This window comes from Desulfovibrionales bacterium (assembly GCA_028715605.1).
In the GTDB taxonomy this organism is placed as follows: domain Bacteria; phylum Desulfobacterota; class QYQD01; order QYQD01; family QYQD01; genus QYQD01.
Window position 1 is genome coordinate 162,829 of the sequence record JAQURM010000004.1, and the last position, 15,367, is coordinate 178,195.

The following is a 15,367-nucleotide window of genomic DNA, read 5'->3' on the forward strand; positions in this document are numbered from 1 at the left end:
TAAAGGGGGAGTAAGGTCAGAGTATGAGCTCAACAAATACAGTAGTGCCTTTGCCTACCTCACTCAATATCTTTATAGTACCGTTATGCCTTTTTAATATCTCTCGGGAAACAGTAAGCCCCAGGCCACTGCTTATGGTCTTGGTAGTAAAGAACGGTTCAAATATTTTGTCCAGGACATCGGCGGGTATGCCCACTCCTGAATCGGCTATCTCAATGCGCATGCGGGATGGCGGGGGATCCGACACGTGGCTGGTTATGATGCGGAGGTGTCCTCCCTTGGGCATAGCACTTACGGCATTGGAAAACAGGTGGATGAAAACCTCCTCCAGCTTTTTCTTATCGCCTAATACCATGGGCATGTTTTCTTCAAGGTATTGATGCACGGCAATGCCGCTCTTGGCAAGTGTATCTTCAAAGAGGAGCAACACATCTATAATCAACTTGTTGATATTTAACTGACGCCGTTCTATAGGAAATTCCGTAGAGTAAGTCAGTACATCATTTAAAAAGCGTTCCAGGCGGCCGACCTCGCTTATGATAATCTCCACATATTTTTTTTCCGGCATTTTTAGCCTGGTCCGGCGCTGGATCAGATTGGCAAAACCGCCGACAACGGTCAGCGGATTGCGTATCTCATGGGCAATTTTGGCGGAGATCTGTCCGATGGCGACCAACTTTTCCGCCCTAAGCAGATATTCGTGGGTCTCTTTAAGGGCCCTGGTTTTTTCATCAACGATCTGTTCCAAGAGGTCTATACGTCCTCTGATATCAATGGAACGGAGAAAATCGGACATTTCCTTGCCTGTCCTTCCCCACTCCGCAGCCGGCTTTACCTGCCAGGAACAGGCAGGGTCGCCTTTGCCGCGACAGGCTGTTTCTAAACAGAGGGCGGTATGGCCGATAACGGCGCTGACATAGCCCGATACCAAACCTTCCAGGGTCCAGCATACGCTATGTTTTTCCAGCCCGAAATGTTTGAGGTGTTGTTCGACCTCAAAGGAATCCAGCCACTTTCCTTCCATATAGAGATGTTTTTTGTCAGGGGCAACCTCTATTTTGATGTCAACCGGCTGGGCCAGGCCCTTTATAGTGTGTAAATCGCAGACTGCCTGCAGCCGTTCCCGGTCGTTTTCCCAGGAAAAATCCTTGGCCAGATTGATAGCCTCTACATAACCAGCCTGGTATCCTAACCGGAAGAGGACCCCCTTGGTTATCTCGTCGCCCAGGGTATTAATAAGATCCTTTCTTAAAAAACCCAGCCCATCCGTGGAAAAGAGCAGAAAACGATTTTTACCCAGATGGATATGTCCGGCTTGAAAGTCGATCTTCATTGATGCAGCCAGGTCTTCAGGCTTCATAATCATCTCCCGGGAGCGCTGTTTGTGTTGTCAGATTAACCACAGAGCACACAGAGAAACAAAAAGGTATTAATAAGTTTAAAGTTCAAATCAATGACAAATCCCAAAGTTCAATAATCAACTGACACTACCGTTTTTTTGTTCCTTGGAAAATCTTTAATTTTCTCCGTGAAACCTGTGGCTATTTTGCCGCCATGGACGGACGCAGCAAAATAATTGTATCAGTTTTGGGGTCAGGAATACAACCAAAAAGGTATAAATTTGTAAGGGAATTTAAAATCTTAGCCCAGGATGCCGATAAAAACAGATGAATACATTCCACCGGAGTGGACTGTCTTTAAACAGGATGTCTTAAATGGCCATTGCAGACCCCAAAATACCGCCGATTACCCATAAGATAGCGGTTGTTTTTACAGATATAGTCGCCTCCAGCCTCTTTTTCAAGACGTACGGCAACATGGCCGGACGCCGGATGCTCGAAGAGCATAATAAGATGCTCATCCCAATTATTAAGGAACACAGCGGGCTTGTAGTCAAGACGGTCGGCGACTCTATCATGGCCTACTTTTTAAATCCTGCTGAGGCCGTAAAATCGGCGATAAAGATGCAGAAGAGACTGGCCCAATTTAATTTAAGCCAGGAGGAAGACCATAAAATACGTATCCGTATAGCCATCCATTACGGTGACGGCCTTATCGAAAAGGAAGATATTTTTGGGGATGTAGTCAATGTCGCCGCCAAGATACTACCTCTGGCGGAATCAGGCACTATCTATGTGAGTGAGGAGGTAACATTAGTTATTGGCAACGGGCTGCCGCTTCGTTATGAAGAGGTGTCTCCGGGTGACGACTCCGATTTGCCGGGCCAGGGGGTCTATCGGGTATTATGGGAAGACGATTTAGATCTATTGCCCGTAACCAACATTATCGTTCTGGTCAATCCGGTCCCATTTCTTGGCGAGAAGGCTTTTGGCAAAAAGTGGCTGTTTTTTCTCCAGGCCGTATATAGCTACCTGAATGAAGGGGCCACTGAAACCAGGATCCTGGGAAATAAGATGATCTTTTCTTGCTATGACGATCTGCCCGAGACGTTATCGCGCCTTCTTGATCTGTTGGTTGCCCTGCGGGGCAAGTATTTAATGGAAACACCCCTGGAGAGCCTCCCCCTTCAGATTATTCTGCATAAAGATACAACTAACTGTAAAGATGACTCCTTTGTTGGAGCGTTGTCCATAGGATGGGAAAACTTAAAACCGGATGTTGTTTACCTGACAAAGCCGGCCTATGATTCCTGGCTGGAAAACAGGCCGGGAGACTGCGATTTTAAGCTGGTTCCGCACGGCAAGGACATTTACCGTGTGGAGACAGATGGCGCGGACCTTATAGAAGATAGAGTGCTTTTCCCGCATCGTGAGATCATGGCCCTGGGCAATAGAAGGGAGTGTTTTTACTGTGGCTCGCGCCGCCACCACTTAAGCGCCTGCCCCTCAAAAAATCTGCAACTTCCAGCCAAGGCCCTCACGCAAATAGGCCACTTATCCCTTGATAGGGTGAGCCGGTGTTTTTCCCGGGCATTCAATAACCCGGAACAATACAACGAAGGTCTGGCTAACCTTAAAGAGAGTGACCTGCAGTCTATTTCCGAACAGAATGAGGCGCAGATAGCTTATCACGCCTTTTTTGATCTTATGGAGATCTATCAACTGAGATTTGTACGGCGCGTCTGGCGTGCAGAGGCCACCGGCTGGAATAGGTTTCTGGGCGCCGAGAGCGGGCAGAAAGAAGAAGGCGGGACGTTGTGGCTGGCCATGGATTGCCTCCGCGTAGGCCAACTGGAAAAAACCGAGTATTTTTTAAAAGCAGGTGAGGATAAAAGCGGCAGAGACTACAGGCTTTACATGCTCAAGGGATTTCTCCATCTGGAAAAGGAAAACCATTATGAGGCCCTTTACCAGTTTGAAAGGGCGCGGGAACTTTCAAATAATCCCTTACAACGCATTTATACACTTTTTTTGGTTGCCCGTATCCATGAGATACTTGAAGATTATGGCAAGGCAGAGGAGCTGATAAACAGTATTATATTTCTTGAACCCCAGTGCGTAGAGGCCCATTATCGTAAGGTGGCGCTGCTCACTAAGATGGGCCTTTACGACTCGGCCATGAGCAGGTTAAAAAACATTATATTGCAACAAAAAGACTTTTTCCTGCCCGCCCTCATTGATCCTCAATTGCTTTCGATGCAGAGAATCCTGGAGCCGCTCCTGGCCGGGATGCTCGAAGAGTCACGACTCAGCGCCACCGATGCCGTTCAACGGGCCGAGACCGCGATTAATGTCCTTGATGACTGGCTGGAAAAAGAAGAAGAGGCCTACAAGGAAAACAGGACGCTGGCAGATAAGATGAGGCAACTCATGGCACAAAACAGCTATTTGGGCTATACAGAGGCTGAAGATATCGCCCGTTCGCTTGCCAGCCGTTGTCGTCAGGTTCTTATCAATATGAGGGCGGGCCTTCACAAGATAATCTTATTATATGGTCATCAGATAAAAGGATATGAACTCTACTGGAAGGGATACCCGCTTAAGGGGCTTTTCAAAGGCGTAGAGCCCCGGTTGCAGCAGATCCGGGAGAAGTTAAATTATGCGGCGGCGCTGGCCAGACGAGATGAGGCCAGTCTGTTTAAGCGGGCTCGAACCCTCGTGGATGAGATGGCATCGGAACTGAAGGAAATGGTTTCTGTTGTGCATAAGATGGAACTAATGGAGAATCTTTTCCGGAACCTGCGGCAGTTCGGAAAACGAGTATTAATATTAGAAGCCGTAGTGCTCATCCTGGGGATAGCCGTGTACCCCGTTATTCTTTTTTATGTAAACCGTCTCTATCCGGTATTTGAATGGAATACCTTCAATGACCTCTGGCAGCATCAAAAAGGTGTTCTATTCATTGGGGGCATAGCCGGATTTCTCACGGCAGTGGCGCTGACCTTTAAAGACATCTGGCGAGACTGATGTAAAGTTGACAGAACACCACTTTTTGTTTAATTTCGTCCCATGTCCACTACGTATCCCAGGGTTTATGATGTCATCGTCGTTGGCGCCGGGCACGCCGGTTGCGAGGCGGCCCTGGCCGCGGCCCGTTTAGGGCATCCCACCCTGCTCATTACTATAAATATCGATACCATCGGGGCTATGTCCTGCAATCCGGCTATCGGCGGCCTGGCCAAGGGCCATCTGGTCAAGGAAATTGACGCCCTGGGTGGGGAGATGGCCATAAATACCGATGAGACCGCCATCCAGTTCCGGCGTCTGAATACCAAGAAGGGCCCGGCCGTCTGGTCCTCGCGGGCCCAGGTGGACCGGCTCCTCTATCGGCTGCGCATGAAGTCGGTCCTGGAAAACCAGGTCAACCTGGACATCAAGCAGGCCATGGCGGATAGCCTCATAGTAGAGAACGGCGCAGTCAGGGGGCTTGAGACCTCCGTGGGCGAAAGGATCGGGGGGAAGGCGGTTATTCTGACTACGGGCACCTTTTTGAACGGCCTCATCCATATCGGTCTCAAACAGTTTGCGGCCGGGCGGATGGGCGATCCCCCCTCCCAGCGGCTTTCCCGGTGTCTGAAGGCTATGGGATTTACTATCGGGAGACTAAAGACCGGAACCACTCCCCGTTTAGATGGTAAGACCATCGACTTCAGTAAGCTGGAAGCCCAGCATGGAGACGACCCGCCGCACCTCTTTTCTTTTCGAAGCAAGGGGGCCATACAGAAACAGGCGCCCTGCTATATAACTTATACCAACGAGCGCACCCATGAGGTTATCCGGCAGGGGCTGGACCGTTCTCCGCTCTTTACCGGCATTATAGAAGGCGTGGGGGCGCGCTATTGCCCGTCTATCGAGGATAAGGTGGTGCGTTTTGCGGATAAGGAACGCCATCAGATATTTCTTGAGCCTGAGGGACTTGATACTACAGAGATTTACCCTAACGGCACCGCCACCAGTCTGCCGGTGGATATACAACTGGCCATGCTCCGGACTATTCCGGGACTGGAGAAGGTGGAGGTTATACGGCCCGGCTATGCCATAGAGTATGACTATGTTGATCCTCAACAGCTAAAACCGTCTCTGGAAACCAAGCTGGTATGCGGGCTGTTCCATGCCGGTCAAATAAACGGGACCAGCGGTTATGAAGAGGCAGCCGCCCAAGGCCTGATGGCGGGCATAAATGCGGTTTGTTATGTGGAGGGCAGGGAGCCGGTTATCCTGGATCGTTCGCAGGCCTATATCGGCGTGCTTATCGATGATTTGGTTACCAAAGGCACCAATGAACCTTACCGTATGTTCACCTCCCGGGCCGAATATCGTCTCCTCTTACGTGAAGATAACGCCGATCTACGGCTTACAGAGCTTGGCCGTGCTGTCGGCCTGGTTACAGACGATGCCTATGCCATCTGCCAGGCAAAAAAGAAAAAGATAGAAGAGGCATTAGCCGGATTACATGGGATTAAGCTCCCGCCTAATACCGCCAACAGCGATTGGCTGAGGGGCTGTAACAGCGCCCCGCTTAAAAATATCACTTCGCTGGCTGATCTTCTGCGCCGCCCCGAGTTGTCCCTGAAGGATATTATTCCATTGTATCCTGTTTTAGCCGATCTGCCGCCTCAAGCGGCCGGCGAACTGGAAGTCACGATTAAGTACGAAGGCTATGTGCGGAGACAGGCTGAGCAGGTAGAGCGTTTCAAGAAGCTGGAAGGTTGTCTGGTCCCGGAAGATATAGATTTCAGAACTCTTCCGGGTATATCGCGGGAGGTACAGGAGAAGCTGGATCGTATCCGTCCCCGCTCCCTCGGACAGGCCGCGCGCATTTCGGGCATCACGCCGGCGGCTGTTTCCATCCTTCACATTCATCTTAAAAAGAGAGGTTATGCGCTATGAGTCAGAATCAGGCCCTGGCCGCTTCTAACTGGATAAGGGAACAAGTCGGAAGGGCAGGGGGAAGGGGCACTGTTTTTGGATTGAGCGGCGGGGTTGACTCGGCGGTGGTGGCTGCCCTCTGCAAGGAGGCGACGGGTAAAGATGCCCTCGGCCTCATTATGCCCTGCCACAGTCTGGATGAGGACATCGCCCATGCCCGGCTGGTGGCAGACGCTGTTCAGATTAAAACGCTGACGGTTGATCTCAGCCTCGTTTTTGATAGCCTTAAGGCCATGTTGCCCGAAGGGACTCAACTGGCCTACGCCAACCTTAAACCACGCCTGCGCATGATGACGCTTTATTATTTTGCAAACCTTAATCATTATCTGGTGGTCGGCACCGGCAATAAGAGCGAGATCAGCGTCGGGTACTTTACGAAGTATGGTGACGGCGGGGTAGATATATTACCCCTGGGAGATTTTTTGAAACGTGAAGTAAGGGGGCTGGCCCGCAGTCTGAAGGTTCCCCAGGTTATTATCGACAAACCGCCCTCAGCCGGACTCTGGGCCGGGCAGACAGATGAGTCGGAGATGGGCGTGACCTATGAGGAGATAGATAATTATCTGAAAGGACTTGGTGGGAAAACCACATCTGACCTTACTTCGCAGGTGAAAAACAAAATTAACACCATGATGACGACCTCGGAGCACAAGCGCTCGCCTATCCCGATTTATTACCGGAAAAAGGCTTAGATAGTGTTCAACATGTTTGTTATCCGTTAACCGTTGTCCGACATTTTCTTTCGGTAAACGGTCAACAGTGAACGGTGAACCGGCTTCATGCTGACTGCTCCATCCGGCCGTAGGCCGACCGTAGGCCGGAAATCTTGGGTTTTCCGGATGAACACTATATACATCTTCTCTTGGCATCGTCCGTATCCAGCCGCATCCATCGCCCGTTTTTCTGGAACCACCATGCCTGTCCGTCAAATTTAGCGGCTAAGGTACCGTGATATCGCATCATCTTTTTGACTTGGGCCGAAGAGTAAACCTTATAGTAATATCCCTGTGATTCGCCGTCTGTGTATGATAGGGTAGCCCCTACAGAGAATAGGGCCAGTAATATAACAAAAATGTAACTTTTACGCATAATCCTTACTTCCTTATCAGATAGATGTATATATTGAACGCAAATTCAATGCCAGATAATCAGCCCTAATTAATAAATAATGTAAATACAATAGGTTAGCATAAATTTTTGATTATCTATATTATACCCTAAGAAACATTTTTCCCTTAATAAGGGCACTTTTTTTCCATTTTTGTGGAATTATTTTTCTCTTTGGCAATATCCTGTGCCCTTCTTTTTGAAGCTCCCCGCAGCAAGCTGCGGGGAATGCGCTCGCTATGCATGTTCAAAAGGGGAGAGGGGGCATTTATATATGGCAGAGAGGCAATAGATTATGGCCACGAAGCTAAGCTTCTTTTTTGTGGGCAAGACAAAAGAGCGATTTATCCAGATGGGGATAGATGAGTACCTGCATCGCCTGAGACGCTACGTTTCTACTGAGGTCAGGGTTGTGAAAGCCGGGAAGATTGGACCTAAAGCGGACACAAACAAGGTTATTGAGGCTGAAAGTAGAGATATCCTGACTAGAGTAAGCCCTGCTGACTATCGCATAGCCCTTGACAGCACAGGGAAACAGCTTTCGTCCGTCGATCTGGCCCGATTTTTGACTGACCTCGAAAGGCAGGGCCGGGAAGAGATTGTCTTCATAACCGGTGGCCCTTTGGGACTTTCACCCACCCTGCTCAAGGAGTGCCACTTTATCCTTTCACTCTCAAAACTTACCCTTACACATGAGATGTGCCGCCTCATACTCTTCGAGCAGGTTTATCGGGCTTACACTATAAAGGCCGGCGAGAAGTACCACAAATAACCGGCTAAACAGACTCGACGCTGACTACTTCCGGTATCTCTTTCTTGAGGTATTTTTCGATGCCGTTTTTAAGGGTCATCTGAGACATGGGACAGCCCTTACAGGCGCCGGTAAGGCGGACTGAAACTACCCCATCCTTGACATCCACCAATTCGACATCGCCGCCGTCTTTCTGTAAAACCGGCCTGATTTTGTCCAATACGCTTTGCACTTGTTCCTTCATTTAATTAGCCTCCAGATAGAAATAAGAGGGATAAAACCTAACACACCCCCAAAAAATTGCCAATAAAAAACATCGTAAAAAACATCGTGAAGTTTCCTGAGGTTTTTAATAAACATTCTCATAATGCTATCATTTATAATTTTATGGCTCTTTGGGGAATCCTGGTTTCTTCGCTTCACGGCTTGCACAGCGAGTTTCGCTCGAAACACTGAGGTTCCCTGAGAACTCAGGAAACCTCAGAAAAATATCTCAGGAATTTCTCCATCTTTGACTTTTGTCATAGTCTGGGCTATCATGGCCGATATGAAACGCAAGGCAAAGATCGTCTGCACCATCGGCCCGGCCTCGCAATCCGAGGAGGTCATCTCTCAACTGGCTCAGGCCGGTATGAACGTGGCCCGTCTTAATTTTTCGCATGGCACGCATGATGACCACTTACGGAATATTACCCTAATCCGGCAGGTCTCCGCCAGATTAAAAAAGCCCATCGCCATATTGCAAGATCTCCAGGGGCCCAAGATACGCATCGGAACTTTTGCCCGCGGTCCGGCAAACCTCGTACCGGGCAGCCGTTTTATCATATCCACAAGGCCCAGGCCGGGGGACGAGGCCGGTGTTTTTACTCCTTATGGCAAGCTGGCCCGGGATGTTCATCCCGGCGATTTTATCCTCATTGACGACGGCTTAATCAAACTCCGTGTCCTGGAAACGGATACTGAAGACGTAACCTGCGAGGTAGTAAACGGCGGCGTGCTTTACGATCGCAAGGGGATCAACCTCCCTGGAGTACGCATCTCAGAGCCGTCGCTTACGCCTAAAGATAGAGAAGACCTGCGCTTTGGGCTGGAAAACGGGGTGGATTATATAGCCCTTTCCTTTGTCCGTGATCCACGGGATATAATTGAAATAAAAGAAGTGATAGGCGGCAAACGGGTTCCGGTCATAGCCAAGCTGGAAAAGCCGGAGGCCCTGGAAAAGCTCGATGCCATAATAGCCCTGGCGGACGGCATTATGGTGGCCCGTGGCGATCTGGGGGTCGAAATCTCGCCGGCCAAAGTCCCTGCCCTCCAGAAGCGTATCATCGAAAAGTGTCACCAGCAGGGTGTACCGGCCATAACGGCCACCCAGATGCTTGATTCCATGATGGTGCACCCCACACCGACCCGCGCCGAGGCATCGGATGTGGCCAACGCTATTTTTGACGGAAGCGACGCCGTCATGCTCTCCGGGGAAACCGCCTTTGGGAAGTATCCGGTCCAGGCCGTGGAGATGATGGCCCGCATCATTGAGGAGGCTGAAAAAACGCCGTACTTTCGTTTAGGACACCGCGATGTCCCGGCAGATACGGTCATTTCCTTTGCCCAGGCTATATGCCACGCCGCTTATCACAGCTCCAGGGAAATCGGCGCTAAATTTATCATCGCCTTCACCGAGACGGGTTTTACGGCCCGCCTTATCTCCAAATACAGGCCCGGATGCCCGATTATAGCCCTCACTCCGCACGAGGAGACGTGCCGGCGGGGTTCTCTTTACTGGGGGACCATTCCTATCCTGATGGATTTCGCCCGCGATACCCAGGAGGCCATTCGAGAAATGGAAAACAAACTCTTAGTCGAAGGGTTGATAAACAGAGGTGACCACTTAGTGGTTATGGCCGGCTCGTCTATGGAGGTCGGCGGGACGAATCTTCTTCGCCTCCACCGGGTGGGGTGATAATCATCACTTAAGAAGTTCAAAGTTTAAAGTTCAAATGAATGACAAATCCCAAGGCTCAAAACGTCACTGGCCACTGGTCATTAGTCATTGGTTAAGTCGGGAGAAAGATAGACCCCTTTTATCAGTGACAAATGACCATTGACTAATGACTTCTACTCTAGTCATTTGAGATTCGCGCAAGACATTTTGGGTTGAGGCTTCAGGCTTCTGCCCTGCCCTGTAGCGATAGAGGTCTCTCCAGGTTATTTGCCGCCAGGAGTGCGTCATCCCGCAAGATATCCGGCGTGGGCCCGTCTGCCGCTATACGTCCGGCGTGCAGGACGATGGTACGCTCACAGGTATCCAGTATGAGATCGAGATCGTGAGAGGCGATAACCCTGGTGTGCGTAAAGGTACGTAGCAGGTTTATGAGCTGCCGCCTGGCCCTGGGATCAAGATTGGAAGAGGGCTCGTCCATGACCAGGATATCCGGGTCCATGGATAGTACGGTAGCAATAGAGACCGCCCGCTTTTGGCCTATAGACAGCCTGTGCGGCGGCCGGTGTTTCAAATCCAGACAGCCTACTGTTTGCAATGCCTCCAGCGTCTTTTCCTCCACCTTCTTGCTGTCCCACCCCAGGTTGAAGGGGCCAAAGGCCACGTCATCATAAACCCTGGGCATAAAGAGCTGGTCATCCGGATTTTGAAAGACCACGCCTACTCTGCGCCGGACATCGTTTACGGTATCCCTGGAGACAATGACATTACCGACATTCACCGTCCCCACGGTCGGAAAAAGATACCCGTTTATCTGGAGGAGCAGGGTCGATTTGCCCGCGCCATTGGACCCCACCAGACCTACGGATTCACCATGCAGGACGGTGAATGAGATACCGGAGAGCGCCCGTGTACCATCGGGATAGACGTACCCGACATCTGTAAACTCAATGAAATGGTGACTCATAATTGTGGTAACCGTTCAGTGTTGACCGTTAGCCGTTCACCGAAGAAGACGTTTCTCGCGCTTTTCACGGACAACGGTGAACGGTTAACGGATAACGAACATGCTGATTCCCGAAAGCGCAAGGTTCGCCCCGGCGAATCTGCTCGCTATTCTAAATCATGTGCACGACCCTTAATGCCGCCTGGCCAATGATCTCGCTTATATTGCACCACCGGCACAGGACGAAAAAGGCCGTCCAGGCCAGGAAAAAGATGCCATCCTGACAGGTGATGCCGCTGCGCCTTGCCGCATAAAAACGACCGTTAAAGGCACGGCTGAACATGGCCTGATGGACGCGCTCCGCCCTGTCCACGGCCCTTAGAAACAAGGCCCCCAGGAGATGGACATAGACCCTTAACCCGGTTCCCCGGCCGTCAAAGGCCCGCATATTCCTGGCCCGTACCATACGCAAGGCCTCGTCCATGAGGACGAATATAAAATAGTAAAGGAAATAAAGCTGTACGATCAGCGCCCTTGGCACCTTTAGCCTTTCCAGGGCCAGGCAGATGCCCGGAAAAGAGGTCGTGGCTATGAGAATTAACGCGGCGGAAACCGTTAACATGAATCGGATCAGGATAGAGGCGAAGGAAATCCAACCCCCACTGACAGGCACACCGCCCAGGTACAGCTCAATCTGTTGGTCGAACAGGGGGTTAAAGGCCCCCACCAGGACGGCAAACGGAGAGACAGCGACTATCTTTTTAAGTAATAGCCCCACGGGCAGAGCAGCCCGGGATATGAGGATAACCGGAAAAACAAGAAGAGGGGCCAGGCCCGTCAGTTCATACTTGGAGAAAGAAACCACGGTCAGTATAAAAATCGCTGTAGTCAGCAGCTTGACGCGGGGATCAAGCCGATGGATAGCGGTATCCTGGTAAGACAGGGTGTCGAGGTATTTAATATCAAAGTATGCGCTATCAAAAGAGGCCACGTCGATTCAGGAACCAGGCCTTGGGGCCAAATCCCTTAAGGCTCCTATCTATCTCTTTTTTCTGAGGGCAAAGCCGATGAGCAGGGCCAGGCCGGCCGTGAGCGCCGCTCCCACCACACCGGATACGGAGGTGCCGGCGCTGACCGCGGGCCATGGTTCCGGCTTATAAGTTTCGGGTATCGCATTCTCCGGCGAAGATGGTTCCTTAAAGCCATAATCAGGGAGAAAGGCAGACTTTTCCTGGAAACCACCCAGGATGCGGCCAAGGTTATGGGCAGATTCGGGCAGTTCCGCCTTCCCATAGACCTTTGCTATGGACCATTCCAGGCCATCCGGAAAACTGGATGCAAACCAGGAAAGTATGCTCCCGGTTAATAAGGCCAGAATCGCCAGGGAAGCCAGTATATTTCGTATGGGAAGCCCGCTCAGCGGCCTTGATTTCGCGGCTCCCTCCAATATCTCAGGCCGCATCTGTCTTACAAAATTTACTATACCGGCCGTTATGAATCCCTCGACTACGCCGATGGCCAAATGAATCGGCAACATGGCCAGGACAAACGACATGAAGGGCAATTCGGACCTGCCGGAAAGCAGAGTTTGTAAGACCACGGAAAATGCGCCCATCTGAAGGGCCATGACCGATGAGCTGACCGAGGCTGCTGTGATTTTTCCGGCGGTGGGGTTGTCCCGAACCATATTCTTATAAATCAAGGGATAGGCCACAAAACAGGGGAAGACGCCCATATTAAAGATGTTGCACCCCAGGGCCAGGAGGCCGCCGTCGGCAAAGAACAGGGCCTGGATAATCAAGACCGAGGCTATGGTGAGAAACGCTGCGTATGGGCCTAAAAGAATGGCCAGGATCATGCCCCCGCCCAGATGCCCGCTGGAGCCGGTGCCGGGGATCGTGAAGTTTATCATCTGAGCGGCAAAGATAAAGGCTCCCAGAACCCCCATGAGCGGGATTTTCTTCTCATCAATTTCCAGCCGCACTTTTTTGCTTGCGTAAATAATGGCCCCTCCGCTGGCGGCCCAAAACGTGGCGCCCACGGCTGGAGATAACAAGGCATCGGCCATGTGCATAATTGGTTCCTCCCTAGAATTCTACCTTCGCCAGATCAGCTTTATGCATTTGCATCTCACGGCATATTTATAGGCAACGTCACTGGTCATTAGTCATCGGTCATTGGTTAAGCGGGGAAGATTGATCATTTTTTACCAGTGACAAATGACTATTGACCAATGATATTCGCTATAGTGCTACTATTATATGATTTGTGTTATTTAATGCGAAATTATTTTCCTGTCAAGCGGAAAGCCGTTTGCGATATCCAAAAGGATTCAACCCTCGACTCCTCGTTGCCGATTATTGACCGGCAGAGAGCGAAGACTTTGAAACTACGTCGGGTTGGTTTACTGGACGTCCCGCTTGCTCCCTATCTTAAAGGGCAAAATGAACAATTGGAACGGTGTTATCGGCCTCAAGCAAACAGCCGCGGGGGGTAATATCCGGAAGCCCGGTATGCTCCGGGCTGGTTAGGAACCGGGGATGAATGGTACTACAGTTGCCAAATTAGCTGGCATAACCCGGTCATCTGTCCGTAGGGGAGGGCATTACTGCGAGGGAGAAAATTGGCGCCGGATAATCAATTAAGTTTGGTGAAACTATAAATTGCATGAATTCATGCCCGTCACATAATCAGTGCTCTTTTGAGACAGCCCCAGTAAGTTACGACAGTCATATAGTTAAGTCTAGCTGTTGAACAGTTCCCACCGTTCCATTTTCTGTTACATATAACCCTGTGGATTTTACTTCTCCTTGAACTTCATTGGCGTCATTCTTAACTGCAAATTGTGTATTTAAGTTACCCAGATATAATGCCCCGATACCCTTTTGTCCCAGTGCAAACAAGTAGTCATTGCCCTGAGCGTCTTTTGACCAGATGCGCAGTTTGTCAAATATTGAATCGTTTTCATCTATCCACTGGTTGCCATCCTCGTTATATTGAGCCAGCTCAGCGAATCCATCCCCGCTGCTTGGCCCGAACAGTTCACTGCCATTGTTGATTATTTGGTCGTTATTTTTGTCTATGGCAAGAAATCCACTGCCCGGACTAACAAATGAAATATTATCTTTGTTTCCATCGGAATCTAAATCAAAACTGAATTTTGTGTCTGTTAATTCGGCGGCTAAACCGCCGTAATTTATTACAAGAGGATCAATCTTTGCGGCATCCCCGGCTCTGATATGGATATCTTGTTCCTGCACGAACTCCCGGCTCATATTGATATTCACAGAGAAATTTATTTCCTTTCCATCCTCGGTTTTGATAATTCCTTCTGCTGAAAGTGATGTTTCCTCATATTCGTAACGAACTTCATGATAATCGTACTCAATTCCCCAGCCTTGCCTTTCAGGGGCTTGTCCCTGTTGCTGCTGATTCTGCAGATCAGATACTTTGCCTTTTAATTCAGCGCACTCTTCTCCACCTTCTTCAAGGTTGACGAGGATCCTAATTTTGATCTTTTTGCCTGTTAGGGCTTCTAAAAGTTTTTCTATAAGTTTTACTTTAATTTGGTCCTCACCGCTTAGTTCACCATCGATTATTCCGTTTTTTTGTGCCGGCTGTGCCTCTTTTGCCTTGACCGACAAATCCACAATGTAATCTTTTGGCTTAGGGATATGTTCGGCTGGTAAGCGTCCTGCCGCTTGATTATTGCCTTCAAAATCAGGCCTTACGTTCCCTACCCACATTTTCAGGCTTTCATTTTTTTCATACTTTTCAAGGTACGTCCGATTGCTAAACATAGCAATGTTTGAATCTTGAATTTCCATAAGCAGCCCTCCTCCTTGAGTTTGAGAACATGCCGGAAAGTCCCTTTTCCAGCATTGTTTATATTATGTATAATTATCGGTTTTCCAGGAAAAAACTTGAACTTTTATTCCTTCGAATTCCTTACGTCACCCGAAGTAGCCAAAGTCAGGCCTGAGGCGACGTTTCAGGTAAAGAACGCATCTGCCCGTGGTTGGGAACAGAGATTGTATTCCCCCTTTTTGGAAAGGGAGGCGAGGGGGGATTTGGTCCTGGATTTTGCGGCATTTTCAAGATACTAAAATGATACAAAAGATTGGATTCCGGAGCCTGCTCCGTGCTTGATAATGGGGTCAAGCCAGGAATGACAATCAAAGTAAAGGGACTTATGACGCACTACACGAGAAAAAACAGACCGGGAGTGAAAAGCCCTTTGGATTGAACATGTATAGCGAAGGATTCCCCGCTGCTTGCCATCCAGGTCCGACATTGGC

The 15,367-nt window shown here is 49.8% G+C and carries 12 protein-coding genes; 5 read left to right on the forward strand and 7 right to left on the reverse strand.

The window, feature by feature from the left end:
- Positions 1-16 precede the first annotated feature (16 nt).
- A complete protein-coding gene (locus PHT49_06540; protein MDD5451539.1) occupies positions 17-1,360 on the reverse strand; it encodes a XylR N-terminal domain-containing protein in 1,344 nt (447 codons plus the stop codon).
- Between the two features lie 355 nt (positions 1,361-1,715).
- Between PHT49_06540 and PHT49_06545 the strand changes: the two genes are divergently transcribed.
- Genes PHT49_06545 through nadE form a run of 3 tightly spaced genes read left to right on the forward strand, consistent with a single transcriptional unit; the run spans position 1,716 to position 7,021 of the window.
- On the forward strand, positions 1,716-4,367 hold the full coding sequence (locus tag PHT49_06545) for an adenylate/guanylate cyclase domain-containing protein (protein MDD5451540.1): 2,652 nt from the start codon (positions 1,716-1,718) through the stop codon (positions 4,365-4,367).
- A 42-nt stretch (positions 4,368-4,409) separates the two neighbouring features.
- Positions 4,410-6,290 (forward strand): tRNA uridine-5-carboxymethylaminomethyl(34) synthesis enzyme MnmG, encoded by a 1,881-nt coding sequence (mnmG, locus tag PHT49_06550; protein ID MDD5451541.1) that lies wholly within the window; start codon positions 4,410-4,412, stop codon positions 6,288-6,290.
- Entirely contained in the window at positions 6,287-7,021 is a 735-nt protein-coding gene (gene nadE / locus PHT49_06555; protein MDD5451542.1) for an NAD(+) synthase, read from the forward strand. Before mnmG ends, nadE begins: the two co-directional genes overlap by 4 nt.
- 154 nt (positions 7,022-7,175) lie before the next feature.
- On the opposite strand, the gene PHT49_06560 is transcribed toward nadE, so the two are convergent.
- Positions 7,176-7,418 carry a hypothetical protein gene (locus PHT49_06560; protein ID MDD5451543.1) on the reverse strand — a complete coding sequence of 81 codons (243 nt, stop codon included), beginning with the start codon at positions 7,416-7,418 and terminating at the stop codon, positions 7,176-7,178.
- A 313-nt stretch (positions 7,419-7,731) separates the two neighbouring features.
- On the opposite strand from PHT49_06560, the gene PHT49_06565 reads away from it, so the two are divergent.
- Positions 7,732-8,208, forward strand: coding sequence for a 23S rRNA (pseudouridine(1915)-N(3))-methyltransferase RlmH (locus PHT49_06565; protein ID MDD5451544.1), 477 nt, complete (start codon positions 7,732-7,734; stop codon positions 8,206-8,208).
- Positions 8,209-8,212: 4 nt separating this feature from the next.
- On the opposite strand, the gene PHT49_06570 is transcribed toward PHT49_06565, so the two are convergent.
- Positions 8,213-8,431 (reverse strand): NifU family protein, encoded by a 219-nt coding sequence (locus PHT49_06570; GenBank protein MDD5451545.1) that lies wholly within the window; start codon positions 8,429-8,431, stop codon positions 8,213-8,215.
- 267 nt (positions 8,432-8,698) lie between these two features.
- Between PHT49_06570 and pyk the strand changes: the two genes are divergently transcribed.
- Positions 8,699-10,144: a pyruvate kinase gene (pyk, locus tag PHT49_06575; GenBank protein MDD5451546.1), complete on the forward strand. Its 1,446-nt coding sequence runs from the start codon at positions 8,699-8,701 to the stop codon at positions 10,142-10,144.
- A gap of 202 nt (positions 10,145-10,346) precedes the next feature.
- Here the strand turns inward: pyk and PHT49_06580 are convergent, their stop codons facing one another.
- The 4 genes from PHT49_06580 to PHT49_06595 all read right to left on the reverse strand — a co-directional run bounded on the left by PHT49_06580 (position 10,347) and on the right by PHT49_06595 (position 14,896).
- A complete protein-coding gene (locus PHT49_06580; protein MDD5451547.1) occupies positions 10,347-11,090 on the reverse strand; it encodes an ABC transporter ATP-binding protein in 744 nt (247 codons plus the stop codon).
- Positions 11,091-11,241: 151 nt separating this feature from the next.
- The gene (gene cbiQ, locus PHT49_06585; GenBank protein ID MDD5451548.1) at positions 11,242-12,060 is read right to left on the reverse strand and encodes a cobalt ECF transporter T component CbiQ; all 819 of its coding nucleotides are present in this window, start codon (positions 12,058-12,060) and stop codon (positions 11,242-11,244) included.
- Positions 12,061-12,108: 48 nt separating this feature from the next.
- Positions 12,109-13,137, reverse strand: coding sequence for an energy-coupling factor ABC transporter permease (locus PHT49_06590; GenBank protein MDD5451549.1), 1,029 nt, complete (start codon positions 13,135-13,137; stop codon positions 12,109-12,111).
- Positions 13,138-13,798: 661 nt separating this feature from the next.
- Positions 13,799-14,896: a hypothetical protein gene (locus PHT49_06595; GenBank protein ID MDD5451550.1), complete on the reverse strand. Its 1,098-nt coding sequence runs from the start codon at positions 14,894-14,896 to the stop codon at positions 13,799-13,801.
- Positions 14,897-15,367: the final 471 nt, after the last annotated feature.

Bases quoted from the DNA above. Each gene is read 5' to 3' on its own strand.
- PHT49_06540 (MDD5451539.1), bottom strand. From the start codon at position 1,360: ATGAAGCCTGAAGACCTGGCTGCATCAATGAAGATCGACTTTCAAGCC.
- PHT49_06545 (MDD5451540.1), top strand. From the start codon at position 1,716: ATGGCCATTGCAGACCCCAAAATACCGCCGATTACCCATAAGATAGCG.
- mnmG (MDD5451541.1), top strand. From the start codon at position 4,410: ATGTCCACTACGTATCCCAGGGTTTATGATGTCATCGTCGTTGGCGCC.
- nadE (MDD5451542.1), top strand. From the start codon at position 6,287: ATGAGTCAGAATCAGGCCCTGGCCGCTTCTAACTGGATAAGGGAACAA.
- PHT49_06560 (MDD5451543.1), bottom strand. From the start codon at position 7,418: ATGCGTAAAAGTTACATTTTTGTTATATTACTGGCCCTATTCTCTGTA.
- PHT49_06565 (MDD5451544.1), top strand. From the start codon at position 7,732: ATGGCCACGAAGCTAAGCTTCTTTTTTGTGGGCAAGACAAAAGAGCGA.
- PHT49_06570 (MDD5451545.1), bottom strand. From the start codon at position 8,431: ATGAAGGAACAAGTGCAAAGCGTATTGGACAAAATCAGGCCGGTTTTA.
- PHT49_06580 (MDD5451547.1), bottom strand. From the start codon at position 11,090: ATGAGTCACCATTTCATTGAGTTTACAGATGTCGGGTACGTCTATCCC.
- PHT49_06590 (MDD5451549.1), bottom strand. From the start codon at position 13,137: ATGGCCGATGCCTTGTTATCTCCAGCCGTGGGCGCCACGTTTTGGGCC.
- PHT49_06595 (MDD5451550.1), bottom strand. From the start codon at position 14,896: ATGGAAATTCAAGATTCAAACATTGCTATGTTTAGCAATCGGACGTAC.